Consider the following 19,303-nt stretch of genomic DNA (forward strand, 5'->3'; position numbering starts at 1 on the left):
GCTGGCTCGTCCTCGCACGACCGCCGTCAGGTCACCAGCCCAGCGGACCGTGGCGGTCGGAGTACGTGCCCGTGGGGCCGTCGGCGCCGATCGTCGCCATCCGGACGATGACCTCGGCCCCCTCCTCCACGGTCTGGGGGCCGCTGTTCCCGTTGAACTCGGTGGCCGTGTAGCCGGGGTCGACGACGTTGATCCGCAGCTCCGGCAGCGCGGCGGCCCACTGGCTGGTGAGCATGTTCACCGCCGCCTTGGACGAGGTGTAGGCGGGTGCCTGGAAGGAGCTCTCGACCCGGCCGGGCTCGGAGGTCACCGCGTGGGAGCCCAGCCCGCTGGAGACGTTGACCACCACGCCCGACGCCGAGCGCTGCAGCAGCGGCAGGAAGGCGTGGAAGACGCGGACGGGACCGAGGACGTTCACCGCGTAGACCTCCTCGACGTCGGCCGCGGTGATCTCGGACACGGGCTTGCTGGCCCCCGAGACGCCGGCGTTGTTGACGAGCACGTCCAGCGACCCGCCGGTCGCGACGGCGACCTGCTCGGCGGCCGCGGCGACGCTCGCGTCGTCCGTGACGTCGAGCTGGACGAAGCGCGCGCCGAGCGCGTCGGCGGCCTCCCGCCCCCGCTGGGGGTCGCGGGCGCCGACCCACACGTCGTGGCCGAGCTCGCGCAGCTGGCGCGCGCTCTCGCGGCCCAGTCCCTTGTTGGCTCCGGTGATGAGGATGGATGTCATGGCGCCCACGCTGCGCCCTGCGGGACGGGCGCACAACGGGTCGGTCGGGGGTACCACCGCCGGTCCCACCCGCGCGGGGTCCGGCTGCGCGGGTGGCAGCATCACCGGCGTGCCCGACGACCTCGCCGCCTGCCTGCGCGCCTGGCGCCAGCGGGCCGACCCGGCGCTGGCCGGGGTGGCGCCGGGCGCGTCGCGGCGCACCCGCGGGCTGCGGCGCGAGGAGGTCGCGGCGCGGGCGGGGATCTCGGTCAACTACCTGGTGCGCCTGGAGCAGGGCCGCGCGCAGTCGCCGTCGGCCTCCGTCGTCACCGCCCTCGCCCGGGCGCTCGACCTCACGGGCGACGAGACCGAGCACCTGCACCGCCTCACCGGCCTGGCCGCGCCGACGGCACGGCGCGCGAGCCGCGAGGTCACCCCGGCGCTGCAGCGCCTGGTCGAGCGCTTCGCCGACACCCCCCTGATCGTCGTCGACGCCGCCTGGACGATCGTGGCCGGCAACGCCCTGTCCGCCGTCTTCCTGGGCGACGACCCGGTCGGCGAGAACGCCGCGTGCCGCCAGTTCCTCGGACCGCCGCTGGTGGACCGCGCGCCCGAGGACGACGAGGCCTTCGAGCGCGACCTCGTCGGCGAGCTGCACCGCCAGGCCGTCCGCCATCCCGACGACGAGGCGGTGCGCGAGGTCGTCGCGCAGCTGCGGGCGCGGTCCGAGCGCTTCGCCGCGCTCTGGGACGAGCGCCCGGCGGGCATCCACGCCTCCTCGCGCAAGACCTTCACCCACGCCCGCGTGGGACGGGTCACCGTCGACTGCGACGTCCTCGAGGCCCGCGGCACCGACCTGCGCGTCGTCGTCTGGACCGCTGCCCCCGGGACCCCGGACGCGGAGGCCATGGCCCAGCTGCGGGGCCTCGCGGAGCAGGACGCCGCCGCGCTCGCGTGAGCGCGGGCCTGCCTACGCTCCCCCGGTGCCTCCCGAGGACGCCGTCGCGGCCGAGCAGCCCGCCCCCGAGGCCACGGCGGGCAGCGGCCGCTCGGCGACGGTGGTCGTCATCGGCGGCGGCCAGGCCGGTCTGTCCGCGGCGTCCCACCTGCAGCGCCGCGGCTTCGCCAGCGCGCTGGGCGACGACGGCGGACCAGCGGGCCCCGGCGCGCGGACCTACGTCGTCCTCGACGCCGACCGCGCTCCCGGCGGTGCGTGGCAGCACCGCTGGGAGTCGCTGCGGATGGCGACGGTCAACGGCATCTTCGACCTCCCCGGCGCCCCGCTCCCGCCCGTGGACCCCGACGAGCCCAGCCGCACGGCGGTGCCGCGGTACTTCGCCGCCTACGAGCGCGACCGCGCGCTCCCGGTGCTGCGGCCGGTGCGGGTCCTGCGCGTCGAGCGCGCCGACGACGACCCGGACGGCGACCTGCTCGTGGAGACCGACGCCGGGACCTGGCGAGCCGGCTTCGTGGTCAACGCCACCGGCACGTGGACCAACCCGCTGATCCCCGCCCACCCGGGGGCCGAGACCTTCCGCGGGCGGCAGCTGCACACCAGCGAGTACGTCACCGCCGAAGAGCTGCGCGGGCGCCGCGTCGCAGTCGTGGGCGGCGGCATCTCGGCGGTGCAGCTGCTCGAGGAGGTCTCCCGCGTCGCCTGGACCGCCTGGTACACCCGGCGCGAGCCCGACTTCCGGGACGAGCCCTTCGAGCCGGAGACCAGCGGGCGCGAGGTCGTCGCGCAGGTCACCGCGGACGCCGAGGCGGGCCGGGCGCCGCGCAGCGTCGTCTCCTACACCGGCCTCGGCTGGTCGCCCTACGCCGTGGCGGCGCGCGAGCGCGGCGCCCTCGACCGGCGTCCGATGTTCACCGCGCTGGAGCCCACCGGCGTCCGCGAGGCGGACGGGAGTCTCACCACCGTCGACGTCGTCCTGTGGGCCACAGGCTTCCGCCCCGCCCTGGCGCACCTGGCGCCGCTGCACCTGCGCAGCGAGCTCGGCGGCGTCGAGGTCCGCGGGACGCAGGTGCTCCGCGAGCCGCGCGTGCACCTCGTCGGGTACGGCCCGTCGCAGTCGACCGTCGGGGCCAACCGGGCCGGGCGGGAGGCCGTCGCGACGATCGCGGCGGACCTGCGGCGGCGACGCACGGCGTCCGCCTGAGCCGTCACGCAGGGTGGCAGCCCCTCGTCGCGCTCTGGCACGACGAGAGGCTGCCACCTCGTGGATCAGCTCGGCCCGACCTGCCGCGTCAGTGCATGTGCTTGCCGCCGTCGACGTTGAGCGAGACGCCGTTGACGAAGCCGGCGCCGTCCGACAGGAGGAAGGCGGTCACCTCGGCGACGTCGACGGGCTGCCCCACCCTGCCGACGGGGATGCCGGACGCCATGGCGCTCTTGCGGTCCTCGCTCAGCGGCCCGCCCATGATGTCCGTGTCGAGCGGTCCGGGCAGCAGCGCGTTGACCGTGATGCCCATCGGCCCGAGCTCGCGCGCCGCACCGCGCACCAGGCCGAGCACCGCCGCCTTGGCCGCGGCGTAGGCCGTCTTCGAGAACGTCCCGCCCCCGTCGAGAGCGGTGATGGAGGACACCATGACCACCCGCCCGCCGCCCCGGGCGACCATCCGCGGCGCGACCTGCTGGAGCAGGAGGAAGGACCCGGTGGCGTTGACGGCCATCACCCGGTCCCACTCGGCCAGGCCGACCTCGAGCAGCGGTGTGGGCGAGGCGATGCCGGCGAGGTTGACCAGCCCCGCCACCGGTGCCAGCTCCTCGTCCGCGCGGGCGAGGGCGGCCGCCAGGGCGTCCGGGGAGGTGATGTCGACCGCGGCGGCGAGCACCCGCCGCCCGTCCTCGGCGACGGGGTCGGCCAGCGCGTCCGCGCACGCCTGCGCCCCGTCGCCGTCGTGGTCGAGCAGGAGCAGGTCCCACCCGTCGTCGGCGAGCCGGCGCGCCACGACGCGTCCGACGCCGCGCGGCGCCGCGACGCCGGTCACCACGGCCGTGCGGCGCGAGGCCCTGGACGGGGCGCTCATGTCGCGTAGGTGTAGTCGGTGCCCGGGGTCCAGTCCGGGAAGGCGTAGTCGTCGAGGGAGACCTCGGCGCCCTCCGCCGTCGCGGACTCCAGCGCCTGCTCCCGCACGGCGCGGTAGTCGCCGCTGAGCTTCACCAGCGCGCCCCGCAGGTCGGTGATGTCGCCGCCGAGGTACCCCTGGACGATGTCCCCGAGGTCCGGGCTGACCGGTGTCGTCGCCGCGTCCACGCGGGCGATCTCCGGGTTGGCCACGACGGCCTGGGGCATCCGCTTGACGGTCTCGGCGAACCAGCCCGCCAGCGTCGCGTAGGGGGGCACGACGTCGGCGTCCTGGACGACGGACAAGTCGAGGGGCGGCTGGTCCATCCCCGACGCGAGCCCCTGCTGGTACTCGGGGGTCGTCATCGACTCGATGATCGCGACGGCTGCCTCCGCGTCGGCCGTGGTCGCGGCGACGAAGAACTGCGCCGCCGGGGCGCCGCGGTAGGTCGTGACCTGCCCCCCGCCCTCGGGGACGAGGATGGGCCCGACCCCGATCTTCTCCTCGAAGCCGGCCGCCACGTTGCGCACCCCGCCCGCGCACCACGGCCCGTCGGGGAAGTAGGCCGCGGCGCCGGCGCCCCACCGGCTGCGGGCGTCGGCGACGGTGAGACCGCCGCTGCCCGGGAGGATCAGGCCCGAGTCGTTCAGCTCCTTCCAGAACTCGATCGCGTTGACGTACGTGTCGTCCTCGAACCGGTACTCGCCCGTGCGGTACTCGAGCCCCTCGAAGCCCGGGAAGCCGGCGGCCTGGGCGTAGTCGTTGATCTGCTCGCCCATCCGGTCGACCCCGCCCAGCGCCAGGATCATCGGCGACCCCCCGTCCTGGTTCCGACCGACGCGCTCGAGCGCGTCCCGGAACTGGTCGTACGTGCGCGGCGGGTCGTCCGGGTCGAGGTCGGCCGCCGTCACCATGTCGACGTTGAACCACGACGCGGCGGCGTACTGCTGCCACGTGAACAGGGGCAGCCCGTAGATGACGCCGTCCAGCGAGGTGATGCCCTCGGTGAAGGACCCCTCGGGCAGCCGGGCGAGCGCCTCCTCGCTCAGCGGCAGCTCGTGCAGCCACCCCCCGGCGACCAGGGCGGCCAGCGGCAGGCCCAGCACGTTGGAGTAGACGTCGGGCAGCTGGTCGCTCTGCTTCGCGAGCTGCAGCGCCTCGGTGGAGCGGCTGACGTCGTTGTAGGTGTAGGACACGGGGACGCCGAGCGCCTGGGACTGCTGCTGCGCCCAGTCGGCGTGGAAGTCCTGGAGGGCGCTGAAGTGGTCCTGCCAGCGCAGCTGCCCGGCGCCCCCGGAGGGCCCGCCCGGGCCCCCTGAGCCGCTGGAGCTGCAGGACGTGAGCAGGGCGGCTCCGAGCGCCGCTCCTGTGCCGAGCAGGAAGGACCGTCGGTCCACTGTGGTCATGACATCTCCTCGTCGAGTCGTCAGTGCGGTGGTGGGGCCGTCCGAGGGCTGCGGAGCCCTCGGCGGCGGGTCAGGACTTCACGGCGCCGGCGATGCCGTCGACGAAGTAGCGCTGCAGGAAGAGGAAGAGCGCGACGATGGGCACGATCGAGATGACGCCCGCGGCCGCCATGCCCGACCAGTCGGTGGCGTTCTCGCCCACGAAGGCCTGCATGCCGACCGACAGGGTCCTCAGCTCGGGGCGGCTGAAGGAGAAGACCAGGGGCAGGAAGAAGGCGTTCCAGGTGAACAGGAACGTCAGTAGCGCCACGGTCGCCGTCACCGGCATCGAGAGCGGCAGCATGATCTTGAAGAAGACCCGGAGGAATCCCGCGCCGTCCACGACGGCGGCCTCCTCCAGCTCCTTGGGCAGCTGCCGGAAGTAGCCCGCGTAGATGAGGATCGAGGCCACGTTGGCGCTGCCGCTGAGCGCGAGGGTCATGCCCGCCAGGGAGTTCAGCAGACCGAGCTCCAGGGAGAGCTTGACGATGGGGATGATCGTGTACCCGGTCGGGACGAAGAGCGTGGCGACCAGGACCCCCATCACGAGCCGCGACCCGCGGAAGCGGTAGCGCCCGAGGACGTACCCGCACAGCGCGCACCGGACGACGACGATGACGACGGTCGCGACCGTCACCACGACGGTGTTGAGCATGTACACGCCGAACCCGGCGTCTCCCCACGCCCGCGAGTAGTTCTCCCACACGGGCGTCTCGGGGACGAGCGACAGCCCCGCCCCGAAGATCTCCACCGAGCTCTTCAGCGACGCCGAGACCATCCAGATGAAGGGGTAGACCCACAGCAGGCCCCCCACGGCCAGGGCGAGGACGGCGAGCCACCACGGCGCGCGCGCCACCACCCGCTGCGCCCGCCGCCGCGCCGGGCTGACGCTCCTCGCCGGACGTGCCGGGGCGCTCATCGCAGCGCCGCCCGCTTGCGCCGCCCGACGACGAGCCCCCAGGCCTGCAGCGCGGCGACCACGAGGACCACGAGGCCGAAGAGCACGGCGGCCGCCGAGGCGAATCCCAGCTGCGGCACCGTCGCGGCGAAGGCGTACCGGTAGATGTAGATCTCGATGACCTCGGTGCTGAAGAACGGGCCGCCGCCCGTCATCGTCTGCATCAGGTCGAACGCCCGGAAGCAGTCCTCGACGGTGAGCACGGAGATGATGAGCAGGAAGGGGAACAGCATGGGGAGCGTGATGTGCCGCAGGTTCTGGAGGGCGTTCGCCCCGTCGATCTTGGCGGCCTCGCTGACCTCCTCGGGGATGGTCTGCAGCGCCGCGAGCCAGTAGATCATCGTGATGCCGAAGAACTTCCAGGTGTAGATGCCCGCCGCCGTGTAGAGCGCGGTGTCCGAGGAGCCGAGGAAGTCGATCCCCTCGGAGACGCCGAAGAACCGCAGGGCCGAGTTCACCGGCCCCGCGCCCGGGTCGAAGATGAACTGCATGACCACGCCGACGATCGCCGTCGTGGTCACCACCGGGAGGAAGTAGACGGTCCGGAACAGGCCGCGCAGCGGCAGCCGCGGGGAGTTCAGGACGATCGCCAGCACGAGGCTGAGCAGCACCCGCGCCGGCGCCACGACCAGCATGAAGACGAGGGTGATGCGCAGAGAGGACCAGAAGCCCGGGTCCGCGATCACCGCGCGGTAGTTCGAGAGGCCGACGAAGCGCCCCTCGGACGTGAAGCCGTTCCACTCCTCGAGCGAGTACCAGTAGCTCGCGGCGATCGGCCACAGCGTGTACATGCCGTAGAGCACGACGGTCGGCAGGAGGAAGACCCAGATCCACGCCGTCTGGCTGCGGGGCGCCCGCCGGCGGGGGTTCTCCGGCGGGGTGGGACCTGGTGGTGGGGCGTCGAGCGTCGGCGCTGGAGCGGTGCTGCTCGTCATCGAGAGCCTCCCCTGGCGGTTTCTCTCAGCGGATCTGGCTGAGGTCGAAGGTGGCGGGGTCCCCGCCGATGCGGTGGCCGGAGTCCAGGCGCGTCACCGCGTCGACCTCGGCCGGTGTCAGCTCGAGCCGCAGGGAGGCGAGGTTCTCCTCCAGGCGGTGCCGGCTCGAGGTCTTGGGGATCGCGACGTGCCCTCGCTGCCGGTGCCAGGCGAGGACCACCTGCGCCGGCGTGGCGTCGTGCGCCCGCGCCGCGTCGGTGACGGGGGCGAGGTCGAGGTCGACGCCCTGCCCCAGCGGTGAGTAGGCCTGCACCACGGTGCCGAGCGCCCGGGTCGCCCCGACGACGGCCTCCTGCTGGAAGGTCGGGTGCAGCTCCACCTGGTTGACCGCCGGCGCGGGCAGGCCGGCCGCGGCGAGGTCCGCCAGGTGCTCGGGCATGAAGTTGGAGACCCCGACGGCGCGGACGGCGCCCTCGTCCTCCATCTCCGCGAGCTCGGCCCAGGTCTCGACGTAGAGGCCGGCCGAGGGGTTGGGCCAGTGGACGAGGTAGAGGTCGAGGCGCTCGAGCCCCAGCCGCTCCAGCGTGTCGGCGTGCGCCCGGCGCGTGGACCCGCGCCCCTGGTCGCCGTTGCGCAGCTTGCTCGTGACGAAGACCTCGTCGCGGGGCAGCCCGCTGGCCCGCAGCGCCGCCCCCACGCCGACCTCGTTGACGTAGGCAGCGGCCGTGTCGATGTGCCGGTAGCCCACCTCGAGCGCCTCCTCGACCACGCGCTGCACCTGGTCCGGCGCGATCTTGAAGACGCCGAGGCCGAGCTGCGGGACGGCGACGCCGCCGGTCGTCAGGACGACCGGTGAGGCGGGCGCGGCGCTCACACCCGCTCCAGCACGAGGAGGGAGACCGACGGGAGCGGCAGCTCGACGTGCAGCGAGGCGCTGCCCTGCTGGACCTCCACGTCGCGGGGCGGCTCGAGCTCCTCGAGCCCCTGGCGCGCCGTGATCTGCGCGAGCTCCTCCGGCGACGGGTCCTGCGGGCTCCCCAGCGCGCGCCAGGCGGTGTGGGCGTTGCTGTGGTCGGCGTCGACGCGGTGGTGGCTGACGGTCCAGGTCCCCTCGGGCAGACCGCGGACCACGACGTCGACGGGCGTCGCCCGGTCGTCGCGCTGGTGCTGGTCGTCCGTGTGGCGCCAGACGAGGACGGACACGCGGCGGGGGTCGGCGCCGTCGGAGGAGGCGAGGGCGTCGACCTCCTCGGGCATCGAGCGCCCGTCGCCCGCGTCGAGCAGCTCCGAGGGGCTGGCGGCGTCGCTGGTGGCCGCGACCCGCCGGTCCCCCAGCCGCGCCATCAGGCGGTAGGCGTTGAGCAGGGGCTTCTCGACGCCGCCCGCGGTGAGGAAGGCCCGCGTGCCCTCGAAGTAGCGCTCCCCCTCGAAGTAGAAGCTCCACGAGGTCGCCTGGGTGACCTTGACGGCCTCCGTGTCGTCGAGGTCCAGCAGCTTCTTGAAGAGCTTGACCTGGAAGACGGGGTAGTACTCGGTGTTCTGGAAGGCGAAGTTGGCGTTGTCGTAGGCGCTGTAGTGCGCGGGCACCCCCGCGTCGCACTCGTCGACGATCGCCGGCAGGTCGCGGTAGGCGTCGAACTCGCCGACGACCCGCAGCATCCGCCGGACCTCGAAGAGCATCTTGTGCGACGACGGGCTCTGCAGCTCCGGGGCCGGGCCGCCGGTCGGCCCGTAGACCCGCCAGGGCGTGAAGGCGCTGCCCTTGGTGTGGAACGAGACGAAGTCCAGGGGCGTCGATCGGGTCGAGGTGTGCTCGAGGAAGGTGCGCAGGAAGTCGACGCCGCCGCCCGTCACCGCCGGGCCGCCGACCTGCGCGTCCGGGAGGACGCTGCGCACGGCTGCCGCCGTCACGTCGTACAGCTCGCAGAACTGCTCGACGGTGCCCTTCCAGTAGAAGATGTCGGGCTCGTTCCACAGCTCCCACAGCCAGGTGCGCACCTCGTCGGCGCCGTAGCGCTCGACGCAGTGGCGCGCGTGGGCGGCGACGAGCTCGCCCCACTCGCCGAAGTCCCGCGGGGGGTAGGCCCAGGCGCCCGCCTCGTAGCTGCTGTAGACCGTCGGGCTCGGCACCACCTGCAGCTCGTCCGCCTCGGGCGGGAGCATGTCGCGCGGGGTGAAGGCCAGCTCGACGAGCACGTGGTGGCCCGCGCCGACGATGGCGTCGTAGACCTGGTCGGCGACGGAGAAGTCGTAGACGGCCGAGCCGTCCTCGGCGCGGTGGTAGACGTTCCCGTTCCCCCAGTGCGGCAGGCCGAACCCCGTCCCGGAGCAGAAGACGTAGTGGGGGCGCACGTGGAACGCCTGCGTCTGCCCGGGCACCAGCTCGGCGAAGCTGCGCAGCAGCCGCTTGCCGGTGGGCGTGTACGTCCAGTTGATCTCGTCGTAGCCGATGGACGCCCAGATCGGTCGCATCTCGCCGCGGTCCGCGGCGGCGTCCACCTCGACGGCGGCGGAGCGCACGTGCGGCGCGCTCGGGTCGGAGGGGGCGGAGCGGGGGAAGTGGTTCGTGTCGGTGCTCAGGCCGGGGTTGTGCGTCGCCGTCGTCATGGGGCGTCATCGCCTCTCGCTCAGGTGCTGGACGGTGGGTGGGTGGTGTAGGAGGCCAGCGCCCGGTCGCGGGCGTCGGTCAGGTGCGCCGCCATCGCCGCCCGGGCGCGGGCGGGGTCGCGGGAGCGGAGGCCCTCGAGGACCCGGGTGTGCTCCGCCACGCAGTGGTCCGCGTCCGTGACGCCGCGCATCCCGCCGAAGAGGCGGAAGCGCTGGATCTGCCCGCCGATGGCCGTGTAGGCCGCGACGAGGAACTCGTTGCCCGTCGCCTCGGCGACGATGCGGTGGAAGCGCTCGTCCGCCTGCCAGTAGGCGCGGAAGTCGTGGAAGGACGGGCCGAGCGGTGCCGTGGCCAGGTCGTGGACCGCCCCCTCCAGGCGAGCCGTGATCTGGTCGTCGAGCCGCGTGGCGGCGAGCTCGGCCAGGGACGGCTCGAGGAGCAGCCGCGCCTGCATGAGGTGGTCGAGCTCGTCCGGCGTCGTCATGGGGGCGACCCGGTACCCCTTGAGCGCCGTCCGCCGCACGAGCCCGGTCGACTCCAGCCGGGCCAGCGCCTCCCGCACCGGGGTGGAGGAGACCTGGAACTCACGGGCCAGGGCGTCGATGCCGATGACGTCCCCCGCACCCAGCTCCCCGTCGATGAGCAGGTCCAGCACGGCGTCGTAGATGTGGTCCGCGAGGACCTGCCGGCTGGCGATCGACACGCGCGGTGCCTTGTTCGCATCCATGGGGCCAGATGCTCCCTGCACCGCGTCACCTCCTCGCCGTCGAGTGATCAGGACGCTAGATCGTGCACGATCGATCCGTCAAGGATGCAGGACGGAGAAGGGCGCGAGGCAGCGATCTCCCGTCGACGACGGGCGTGACGCGGCTCCCGCAGGGTCGCGCTCCTGGTCGAGGACGGCGCAACGGCAGACGGCCGCCCCTCGTCCTGCTCTCGCACGACGAGGGGCGGCCATCTGCCGCTGGGCGAGCCCTTGGCCCGGGGTCAGACCTTCCCGCGCAGGAGGAGGCGGTAGTAGACGACCGGGAGGACGTAGCGGTCGAGCAGCCAGGTCGTGCGCCGGGGCTTGAAACGGCTCACGAGCGGCAGGTGGCGCGGCCGCGGCCCGGAGCGGTCGGCCTCGACGAGCACGAGCCGGCGGTGGCTGGTGGTGACCGGCATCACCGTGAAGCCGTCGTACCGGCGCAGCTTCCTGCCCTTGCGCGCAGCGATGATGTTGCGCGCGAGGACGTCGACCTGCTTGCGCAGCCCCCCGCCGGAGGAGCTCGTCTGCAGGGCGGCGACGTCCCCGATCGACCAGACGTCGTCGTGCCGGCGCGAGCGCAGCGTCTCGGGGTCGATGTCGACCTGCCCGCCGCGCTCCCCCGTGCCGAGCCCGCTGGCGGTCACCCACTCCGGCGCGCGGTAGTGCGGGACGACGTGGGCGTGCGCCAGGTCGTCCAGGCGCACCGTGCCCGCCGGCGTCGTGAGGTCGACCGCGCGCAGGACGGGGTCGACGCGGGCGACGCGGGCCTCGCGCAGCACGCGCACCCCGTAGGACGCGATGACCCGCTCGAGCCGGGCGTCGGCCTTCGGCACGCCGAGGACGTGCTCCCCGGGGATGGCGAGGACGACGTCGAGGTCGTCGAGGACCCCGCTGCGGCGCCAGGAGTCGCACGCCATCAGCAGGGGCTTGAGGGCGGTGGCCGCGCAGGGCGCCGGCTCCGGGGGCACCGTGAACAGGACGGTCCCCTCGCGCACGCCGCTCAGCGCCTGCCACACCAGCGGCGCCGCGCTGGGCACGTACGTCGAGGACGCCCAGCCGGCGGTGTAGGCGTCCTGCAGCCCCGGGGTCGCGTCCCAGTCCTCGTGCATGCCGGGGCAGACGACGAGGGTCCCGTAGGAGAAGCGGCGACCGCGCCGGGTGGTGACGGTGGAGGCGACCGGGTCGACGGCCTCGACGGCGTCCTGCACCCAGCGGCACCCCTCGGGGATGACGCGGCGCATGGGCCGCTCGAGCTCGCGCATGGTCGCCTCGCCCCCGCCGACGTAGTTCATCAGCGGCCGGTAGCGGTGCACGGGCGAGGGCTCCACGAGGGCGACGTCACGGGCGCCGTCGCGGATCAGCCTGGCGGCGAGGGAGATCCCCGCGTTCCCGCCCCCGATGACGAGGACCTCGGCGTGGTCGGTCAGGACGTCCTGCGGGGAGAGGGGCACCTCTCGACCATCGCCGCGCGGGCCGGGGACCGCCACCCGGCCGGGTGTCAGCGGTCGGGGTCAGCGGCCGGGGCTCACCGGTCGAGGGCCGTGCACACGCAGGCCCGGTTGCCCTCGGGGTCCTCGACGACGACGAAGGAGGGCCGGTGGCTCTCGTCGACGACCCGCGCGCCCGCCGCCACCGCCGCGTCGAGTCGCTCCTGCGCGACGTCGTGCGGCACCCAGACGTCGAGGTGGAACCGCTGGCGGGGCGTCGCGTGCGCCTCGGTGCCCTGGAACCACAGCAGCGGCAGCCGACCTCGGCGGTCGGCGACGTCGTTCCCGTCCAGCGCGCCCGCGTCGCCGGTCATCAGAGCCGCCCAGACCGGGCCGACGGCGGCGAGGTCGGCGGTGTCCAGCGCCACCTCGAGCTGGGCCAGCAGCTCGGGGCGGGCGAGCAGGCCCTGCTCCGCCGCGAGGTCGCTGACGCGCCGCGCCAGCCGCAGGTCGCGGCGGGTCACGCGGCCGACGTCGTGGCTCACGAGCGCGAGGTCGACGTAGCCGGGGCGCAGGTCGACGTCGGGGTGGTGGTCGAGCTCCTCGGCGGCCGCGACGACGCCGCTCACCAGCGCCAGGCCGGCCGGCATCCCACCGGTGGCGAAGCGCGCGTGCAGCCCCGAGGCCAGCAGGCGCCAGTCGTCGAGCCCGGCGTCGGCCACGTCCTGGACGGTGAGGCGGGTCATCGCGCGAGCATGCCCGGGTCGGCGCCCGCGGTCACCCCTGCTGCACGTGCGGTCGTCGGCGGGAGCTCGGCCCCACCGCCACCTCAGGCCGCCAGCCCCGCGGCGACGGCGGCGAGCAGGCGGTCGACGGCCGCCCCCCGCGCCCGCTCGTCGAGACCGGCGAGCGGCCCGACCAGCAGCTCGGCGAGGCCGTGCACGCCCGCCCAGGCGACGGTGTCGGCGCCGTCACGTCCGCGTCGACCCAGGCCGCCCGCGGCGTCCATCTCGTCGAGGCGCTCCTGCAGCATCGCCCACGGGTCCGGGCCTCCGACGCAGCCGGGCGGACCCTCCGGCGTCTCGCCGAAGGCGACGCGGAACAGCCCGGGCTCGGCGACCGCGTACTCGACGTAGGCGCGCCCCACCGCGCGCAGCCGCGCCCTCGCCAGGGCCAGCGGGTCGTCCTGCGCCGCGACGGAGGACAGCCCCTCGGCCATCGCCGCGCCCATGGCTCCCCGGGCGTGCTCGGCGACCGTGGCGAGCAGGTCGGCGTGCCCGGCGAAGTGCCGGTAGGCGGCGTTCGGGCTCACGCCCACCTCGCGCGCCACCTCGCGCACGGCGAGCGCACCGGGACCGCCGGAGCGGACCGCCGCCGTCGCCGCCGCGACGAGCGCGTTGCGCAGGTCGCCGTGGTGGTAGCTCGCGCGCGCCACGGACCCTCCTCCTCGAGGCCGCCCCGGACGTGCGGCCCCTGCCGGCGGAGCCCTGGAACGCGGGTGTGGACGGCGTCCACATGCTACGGCTATGTTCACGCCGTCCACATGAGGCGCCGGGCGTGACCCGGGCACGGAGGGGAGCCGAGATGGCCAGCACCACGGTCCAGCCGGGACGACGCACCGCCGACCTCGAGGGCCAGGACCTCGTCGTCTTCGTCATCGGCATGCGCATCAACCGGCTCCGCGACGTCCGAGCCTGGATGCCGGTCTTCGGCGCGATGCCGCGGATGCTCCGCGAGCTCGGCCGGCAGCCCGAGCGCGGGCTCCTGCACGCCCGCACCTACTGGTCGGGGCGCACCTTCATGGTGCTGCAGTACTGGCGCACCTGGGAGCAGCTGCAGGCCTACGCCGCCGCCTCCGACGCCGAGCACCTGCCCGCCTGGCGCGCCTTCAACCGGGCGGCCCGGCGCGGGTCGACGGCGGCCGGCATCTTCCACGAGAGCTACCTCGTGGGGCCCGGCACCGCGGAGTCGGTCTACGTCGCCATGCCGGAGCACGGCCTCGCCGCCGCGACCCGCTCGGTCCCGGTGCCGCTGCGGGGCGACCGCGCCGCCGACCGGATGCGCGGCAGCGCCTGACGCCTCGCCCTGGCTCGAGCTGCTCGAGAGCGACGAAGCGCAGGTCGTCCGCGTCGGCTGACCCGCGGTTCGTCGCTCTCGCCGCGCCTGCTCAGGCCTCCTGCGCCGGCCCCGCCCGCAGCGCGGCGGCGAGCTGGTGCAGCGTGCCGACGAGGTCCGTCTGCTGCGCGTCGCTCAGGCCGGCGGCGTCCGTGACGCGTCGCGGGACGTCGCCGACCTCGTCGCCGAGACGACGCCCCTCCGCCGTGAGGTCGACGATGACCGCCCTCTCGTCCTCACCGGACCGCCGCCGGGTGATCCAGCCCCGCCCCTCCATGCGCTTGAGCAGCGGCGAGACGGTGTTGGAGGAGAGCCCGAGCCGCCGGGCGACCACGGTCACCGGCGCCGCGCCGTCCTGGCGGAGCACGGACAGGACCGTGTACTGCGGGTAGGTCAGCCCCGAGTCCCCCAGCAGCACGCGGTAGGTGGCGTCCATGGCGTGCGACGCCTGGTAGAGCGCGAGGCACAGCCGCTGGTCGACGGGCAGGTCGGACTCGGCGGCGCTCACCCGTCGAGTGTAGGAGTCCACCCGATCGCATCGTGCGCGACTGAGTCGTACGCGATATGGTCGGGCCGTCAGAGGGGTCGGCCAGCGAGCCGGCCGGTCGAGCGAGAGGACCAGGAACGATGACCGAGGTCACCGCCCACAGCGGGCTGTTCAAGGACACGAACCTGCACGTCGAGGACACCGGCGGCACGGGCCGCCCCGTCGTGCTGATCCACGGCTGGCCCCTGTCCGGTGAGGCGTGGTCCGAGCAGGTCCCGGCCCTGCGGGCCGCCGGCTACCGCGTCGTCACCTACGACCGCCGCGGCTTCGGCCGCAGCGACAAGACCCGCAAGGGCTACGACTACGACACGCTGGCCGACGACCTGGCCGCGCTGCTCGACCAGCTCGAGCTGACCGACGTCACCCTCGTCGGGTTCTCCATGGGCGGCGGCGAGGTGGCCCGCTACGTCGCGCGCCACGGCCAGGACCGCCTGCGCAGCGTCGTCTTCGCCGGCGCCGTCCCGCCGTTCATGGCGAAGTCCGGCGACAACCCCGACGGTCCGCTGGACGACGAGACCGCGCAGCAGATGGAGAGCGGCCTCAAGAGCGACCGCTCGGCCTTCTTCGACCAGTTCACGACGCAGTTCTTCTCCGTCGGGGACGACCTGAAGGTCACCGAGGCGCAGCGCCAGGACGCGATCGCCCTGTGCGAGCAGTCCGACCAGAAGGCGGCCCTCGCGGCCATGGAGTCCTTCGGCACCACCGACTTCCGCGGCGACCTGCCGTCCGTCACCGTCCCGACGCTGGTCATCCACGGCGCGGGCGACGGCGTCGTGCCGTTCGAGGGCTCCGGTGCCCGCACCCACGCGGCGATCCCGGGCAGCGAGCTGCACGTGGTCGACGACGCCCCCCACGGCTTCAACGTCAGCCACGCGGCGGAGTTCAACTCCCGGCTCCTGGAGTTCCTGGCTCGCTGAGCCACTCCCCCGCCACGGGGCCGGGCCGGGTGCGACGCCGCCGGGCGTCCGCACCGGGCCCGGCCCTCGCGCGTCTCACCAGGGCACGACGCCGGCGTCCTCGAAGAAGCCCCCCGTGGGGCCGCCGTCGGGCAGCGTGGCCAGGCGGATCGGCGTCGCCGCACCCTCCTGGACGCTGCGCACGCCGCGGAAGCCGTTGAGGTCGGTGGCGACGAAGCCCGGGCACGCGGCGTTCACGAGGATCCCCGTGCCCTCGAGCTCGCGGACGTACTGGAGCATCACGGCGTTGAGGAACGTCTTGGACGGCGAGTAGGCGACCGCCACCGGCCCGGTGCTCGTCGCGCCGCCGGGGCCGGACTGCCGGGCCAGGGACCCGACGCCGCTGGAGACGTTGACGACCCGGGGCGACGGCGCGCGGCGCAGCAGCGGCAGCATCGCGTTCGTCACCCGGATCACCCCGAGCACGTTGGTCTCCAGGACGGTGCGGAGGACGTCGAGGTCGGCGGTGCTCGGCTGCTGCTGCGGCCCGCCGGTGATGCCGGCGTTGTTGACCAGGGCGTCCAGGCGCCCCTCCTGCCGCTCGACCAGCTCCGCGGCGGCCCGGACGCTCGCGTCGTCGGTCACGTCCAGCGGGACGCCGAAGGCGTCGACGCCGGACGCCCGCAGGCGCTCCACCGCCGCCTCGCGCCGCCCGTCGTCGCGCGCGCCCACTCCCACGCGGTGGCCCAGCGCGCCGAGGCCCGCCGCGATCTCGTAGCCGATGCCCTTGTTCGCCCCGGTGACCAGGGCCGTCGTCTTCTCGCTCATGACGTCGAGCCTGCGCGCCGGGCCCTCGCCCCGTCCAAGACCGCTCGGGTCACCGGCGATACCGCAGGGGTATGGGTCCCGTCCCCGAGGCGTAGCGTCGCGCCGTGGAGTCACGGGAGCTGCGGTACTTCGTCGCCGTCGCCGAGGAGCTGCACTTCGGCCGGGCGGCCGAGCGCCTCGGCATGGCCCAGCCGCCGCTCTCGCGCGCCGTCGCCCAGCTCGAGCGGCGCCTCGGCACCGCGCTGCTCGAGCGCAGCAGCCGGTCGGTGTCCCTGACCGACGCCGGCGCCGTGCTGCTGCGCGAGGGGCGCACCGCGCTGGACGCCCTGGAGGCCGCGGAGCACCGCACCCGCCGGGCAGCGCCTGCGGACGCGCCCCCCGGGATCGCCCTGGCCACCAAGGCCGGGGCCTCCGACGAGCTGCTGGCGAAGCTGCTGGACGCCTACGCCGCCGATCCCCGGGCGGTGCCCGTCGACGTCGTGCTCTGCGGCCCGGGGCAGCAGGGGCGCCTGCTGCGCACCGGACGGGTCGACGTCGCCCTGCTGCACCCCCCGATCGACGACGTCGAGGGCCTCGACGTCGAGGAGCTGCGCACCGAGGGGCAGGTCGTGCTCCTGCCCGCCGGCCACCCGCTGAGCACCCGCGGCGAGCTGCGGCTGGCCGACGTGGCCGACCTCCCGGGCCTGCCCGCGCCCCGCTGGCCGAGCCCCGACGGCGCCTACGCCGACGGCCCCGGGCCAGAGGTCCACGACCACGCGCAGCTCCTGCAGCTGGTCTCCCTGGGGCGGACGTCGGTGGTCGTGCCCGACGTCGTCCGCGCCCAGCTGCGCGGGGGCGTCGTCGCCGTCCCGGTGACGGACGCACCGCAGGTCACGACCGTCATCGCCTGGCCCCCGCGCAGCCGCTCGCTGGACGTCGCGCGGCTCGTGGAGACCGCGCTGCGCCTCTGACGTCGCAGGCCCTGACGTCGCAGGCCCTGACCTCGTGGTCCCTGCCGTCACGGGCGCTCACGTCGCGGGCCCTGCCGACGCGGGCTCGGCCGTCGAGGCGCGCCGTCGGCCCCCGGCGTCAGCCCTCGTCGCGCGCGCCGCCGAGCACCGCCCGCCGGATGTCCTCCACCGGCGCCTTCGGCCGGCGCTGGGCGTCGAGCAGGCCGTTGGTCTCCTGCTCGGTGTCGGTGAGCTGCGTGTAGCACGAGCCGGCGAGGAAGGTGCTCGCGCGGACGGCGTCGTAGAGCGCCCCGATGCGGGCGGTCCAGTCCCCGGCGTCCTGCGCCGCGGTGTACCCCCAGGCGTCCGCGCGCGCGGCGCCGGGCTGGAAGGAGATGCCGCCGAACTCCGTGAGCATCACCGGCTGCCCGGCGTGGACCGCGCCGCCGACGAACTGCGCGCGACCCGAGGGCGCCAGGCCGCCCACCAGGCGGTCCCGCGCCGCCTCGTCGGCGTAGGTGCGGGCCAGCACGGCGCCGTCGCCCTCGTAGTCGTGGACGGTCGTGATGTCGGTGCTCTGCTGCTCCCAGCCGTCGTTGCACACCACGGGGCGGGTCGGGTCCAGCGCGCGGGTGAGGTCGGTGAGCGCGCGGGCGTAGGCCTGCTGCGCGGGGTCGTCGCGGACCTGCTGGATGCCCCAGGACTCGTTGAAGGGCACCCACGTGACGACGCACGGGTGCGAGGCGTCGCGGTCGACGACCTCCATCCACTCCGCCACCAGGCGGTGGACCGCGCGCGGGGAGAACTCGTACGCCCCCGGCGCCTCGCCCCACACGAGCAGGCCGAGCCGGTCCGCCCAGAAGAGGAAGCGCGGGTCCTCCACCTTCTGGTGCACCCGGCAGGCGTTGAAGCCGAGCTCGCGGATCAGCTCGACCTCGCGCCGCAGCGCCTGCGCCGAGGGAGCCGCCAGGTGCGACTCCGGCCAGTACCCCTGGTTGAGGACGCTGCGGACGTCGTACGGGTGCCCGTTGAGCAGGAAGGCGCCGTGGGCGACCTCGGCCGTGCGCAGCCCGACGTAGCTGGAGACCGCGTCCACCACCGCCGGGGCGCCGGAGCCGCCGGCGACCTCGAGCGCCACGACGGCGTCGACGAGCCGGGGGTGCTCCGGCGACCACTCGACCTCGTCCACGGCCTGACCGTTGCGCTGCCGGGCGACCGGCACCCGCACCTGCACCTCGCGCGCACCGGTGGGCACCTCGAGGGTGAGCTCCGCGAGGTGCTCGTCGTCGTGCCGCAGCACCACCCGCACCCTCGACCCCTCGGCGGGGCGGCCCCGGAAGCGCACCGCGAGGTCGAGCGCCGAGCGCCCGTGCGAGCCGGGCACCGGCAGCCACTGCAGGTGCTCGACGCTCGTGCTCGGCACCGCCTCGAGCCAGACGGTCTGCCAGATGCCGGTCGTCCGGCGGTACCAGATGGCGTGCGGGTCCTCGTGCCAGTCCTGCTTGCCGCGGGGCTGCGTCGCGTCCAGCGGGTCGTCCTCGGCGCGCACGACGACGAGGGGCTCGGAGTCCCCGGCGGCGCCGACCTGCGCGGTCACGTCGACGGTGAAGGGCGTGTGCCCGCCCGCGTGCTCGCCCACCAGCACGCCGTCCACCCAGACGCGGGCGCTGTGGTCGACGGCGCCGAGGTGGAGCAGCACGCGCGGCGCGCCGTCGCCGGCCCCGGCCCGGACGAGGTCGTCGCGGGTGAGGCGGCGGGAGTACCAGACCACCGGGTGGAAGCCGGGCGCCTCGACGCCCGAGGCCGCGGACTCCGGCGGGAAGGGCACGCGGATCTCCCCGGCGTCGGGCAGTCCCGCGCCCCAGCCCTCGGCGAGCCCCTCGTCGGCGTCGTCGTGGCGGAAGGCCCAGGTGCCGTCGAGGCTCGCCCACGCCGCGCGGAGCATCTGCGGGCGGGGGTGCGTGCCGTCCTGGGCGCTCGCGCGGGGCAGCTCGGGGCGTGCGCCGTCCGGGGTGGACGCCGCGTCGACGGGGGCGGTCGTGGAGGCGCTCATGGCGGCGACTTTATAGCGCTCGAAAGGTCGCGGCCC

19 protein-coding genes are annotated in these 19,303 nt (G+C 74.7%); 5 read left to right on the forward strand and 14 right to left on the reverse strand.

Annotated features, from left to right (window positions below):
• Positions 1-31 precede the first annotated feature (31 nt).
• Positions 32-730 carry an SDR family NAD(P)-dependent oxidoreductase gene (locus Q0848_RS16040; RefSeq protein WP_299039328.1) on the reverse strand — a complete coding sequence of 233 codons (699 nt, stop codon included), beginning with the start codon at positions 728-730 and terminating at the stop codon, positions 32-34.
• A gap of 109 nt (positions 731-839) precedes the next feature.
• Here Q0848_RS16040 and Q0848_RS16045 point away from each other — a divergent pair, with 109 nt between their 5' ends.
• Positions 840-1,667, forward strand: a complete 828-nt coding sequence (locus Q0848_RS16045) for a helix-turn-helix domain-containing protein (protein ID WP_299039329.1) — start codon at positions 840-842, stop codon at positions 1,665-1,667.
• Between the two features lie 100 nt (positions 1,668-1,767).
• Complete coding sequence (locus Q0848_RS16050) at positions 1,768-2,868, forward strand: NAD(P)-binding domain-containing protein (protein ID WP_366146648.1); 1,101 nt, start codon at positions 1,768-1,770, stop codon at positions 2,866-2,868.
• An 88-nt stretch (positions 2,869-2,956) separates the two neighbouring features.
• Here the strand turns inward: Q0848_RS16050 and Q0848_RS16055 are convergent, their stop codons facing one another.
• From Q0848_RS16055 to Q0848_RS16100, 10 genes are all read right to left on the reverse strand, one after another.
• Entirely contained in the window at positions 2,957-3,739 is a 783-nt protein-coding gene (locus Q0848_RS16055) for an SDR family NAD(P)-dependent oxidoreductase (RefSeq protein WP_299039333.1), read from the reverse strand.
• Positions 3,736-5,184: an ABC transporter substrate-binding protein gene (locus tag Q0848_RS16060; protein WP_299039335.1), complete on the reverse strand. Its 1,449-nt coding sequence runs from the start codon at positions 5,182-5,184 to the stop codon at positions 3,736-3,738. Before Q0848_RS16060 ends, Q0848_RS16055 begins: the two co-directional genes overlap by 4 nt.
• Before the next feature lie 70 nt (positions 5,185-5,254).
• A complete protein-coding gene (locus tag Q0848_RS16065) occupies positions 5,255-6,142 on the reverse strand; it encodes a carbohydrate ABC transporter permease (RefSeq protein ID WP_299039337.1) in 888 nt (295 codons plus the stop codon).
• Complete coding sequence (locus tag Q0848_RS16070) at positions 6,139-7,116, reverse strand: carbohydrate ABC transporter permease (protein ID WP_299039339.1); 978 nt, start codon at positions 7,114-7,116, stop codon at positions 6,139-6,141. Before Q0848_RS16070 ends, Q0848_RS16065 begins: the two co-directional genes overlap by 4 nt.
• Positions 7,117-7,141: 25 nt before the next feature.
• Entirely contained in the window at positions 7,142-7,990 is an 849-nt protein-coding gene (locus Q0848_RS16075) for an aldo/keto reductase (protein WP_299039341.1), read from the reverse strand.
• Entirely contained in the window at positions 7,987-9,723 is a 1,737-nt protein-coding gene (locus tag Q0848_RS16080; protein WP_299039343.1) for a GH39 family glycosyl hydrolase, read from the reverse strand. The genes Q0848_RS16075 and Q0848_RS16080 overlap by 4 nt, the downstream gene beginning before the upstream one ends.
• A 20-nt stretch (positions 9,724-9,743) precedes the next feature.
• Positions 9,744-10,451 carry a GntR family transcriptional regulator gene (locus Q0848_RS16085; protein ID WP_299039345.1) on the reverse strand — a complete coding sequence of 236 codons (708 nt, stop codon included), beginning with the start codon at positions 10,449-10,451 and terminating at the stop codon, positions 9,744-9,746.
• 260 nt (positions 10,452-10,711) lie between these two features.
• Positions 10,712-11,923 (reverse strand): NAD(P)/FAD-dependent oxidoreductase, encoded by a 1,212-nt coding sequence (locus Q0848_RS16090; RefSeq protein ID WP_299039347.1) that lies wholly within the window; start codon positions 11,921-11,923, stop codon positions 10,712-10,714.
• Positions 11,924-11,997: 74 nt separating this feature from the next.
• Positions 11,998-12,645, reverse strand: a complete 648-nt coding sequence (locus Q0848_RS16095; RefSeq protein WP_299039348.1) for a 4a-hydroxytetrahydrobiopterin dehydratase — start codon at positions 12,643-12,645, stop codon at positions 11,998-12,000.
• Between the two features lie 83 nt (positions 12,646-12,728).
• Positions 12,729-13,334 carry a TetR/AcrR family transcriptional regulator gene (locus tag Q0848_RS16100; RefSeq protein WP_299039350.1) on the reverse strand — a complete coding sequence of 202 codons (606 nt, stop codon included), beginning with the start codon at positions 13,332-13,334 and terminating at the stop codon, positions 12,729-12,731.
• A gap of 149 nt (positions 13,335-13,483) precedes the next feature.
• Between Q0848_RS16100 and Q0848_RS16105 the strand changes: the two genes are divergently transcribed.
• Positions 13,484-13,975, forward strand: a complete 492-nt coding sequence (locus tag Q0848_RS16105) for a DUF4188 domain-containing protein (protein ID WP_299039352.1) — start codon at positions 13,484-13,486, stop codon at positions 13,973-13,975.
• A 91-nt stretch (positions 13,976-14,066) separates the two neighbouring features.
• Here Q0848_RS16105 and Q0848_RS16110 read toward each other — a convergent pair whose 3' ends face one another.
• Positions 14,067-14,522, reverse strand: a complete 456-nt coding sequence (locus Q0848_RS16110) for a MarR family winged helix-turn-helix transcriptional regulator (RefSeq protein ID WP_299039354.1) — start codon at positions 14,520-14,522, stop codon at positions 14,067-14,069.
• Between the two features lie 119 nt (positions 14,523-14,641).
• Between Q0848_RS16110 and Q0848_RS16115 the strand changes: the two genes are divergently transcribed.
• Positions 14,642-15,478, forward strand: a complete 837-nt coding sequence (locus tag Q0848_RS16115; protein WP_299039355.1) for an alpha/beta fold hydrolase — start codon at positions 14,642-14,644, stop codon at positions 15,476-15,478.
• A gap of 75 nt (positions 15,479-15,553) precedes the next feature.
• On the opposite strand, the gene Q0848_RS16120 is transcribed toward Q0848_RS16115, so the two are convergent.
• On the reverse strand, positions 15,554-16,285 hold the full coding sequence (locus Q0848_RS16120; protein ID WP_299039357.1) for an SDR family oxidoreductase: 732 nt from the start codon (positions 16,283-16,285) through the stop codon (positions 15,554-15,556).
• A gap of 104 nt (positions 16,286-16,389) precedes the next feature.
• Here Q0848_RS16120 and Q0848_RS16125 point away from each other — a divergent pair, with 104 nt between their 5' ends.
• A complete protein-coding gene (locus Q0848_RS16125) occupies positions 16,390-17,235 on the forward strand; it encodes a LysR family transcriptional regulator (RefSeq protein ID WP_299039359.1) in 846 nt (281 codons plus the stop codon).
• Positions 17,236-17,353: 118 nt separating this feature from the next.
• On the opposite strand, the gene Q0848_RS16130 is transcribed toward Q0848_RS16125, so the two are convergent.
• The gene (locus tag Q0848_RS16130; protein WP_299039360.1) at positions 17,354-19,267 is read right to left on the reverse strand and encodes a glycoside hydrolase family 2 protein; all 1,914 of its coding nucleotides are present in this window, start codon (positions 19,265-19,267) and stop codon (positions 17,354-17,356) included.
• Positions 19,268-19,303 lie beyond the last annotated feature (36 nt).

Origin of the sequence: uncultured Pseudokineococcus sp., assembly GCF_947495735.1 — a bacterium.
Classification (GTDB): Bacteria; Actinomycetota; Actinomycetes; order Actinomycetales; family Quadrisphaeraceae; genus Pseudokineococcus.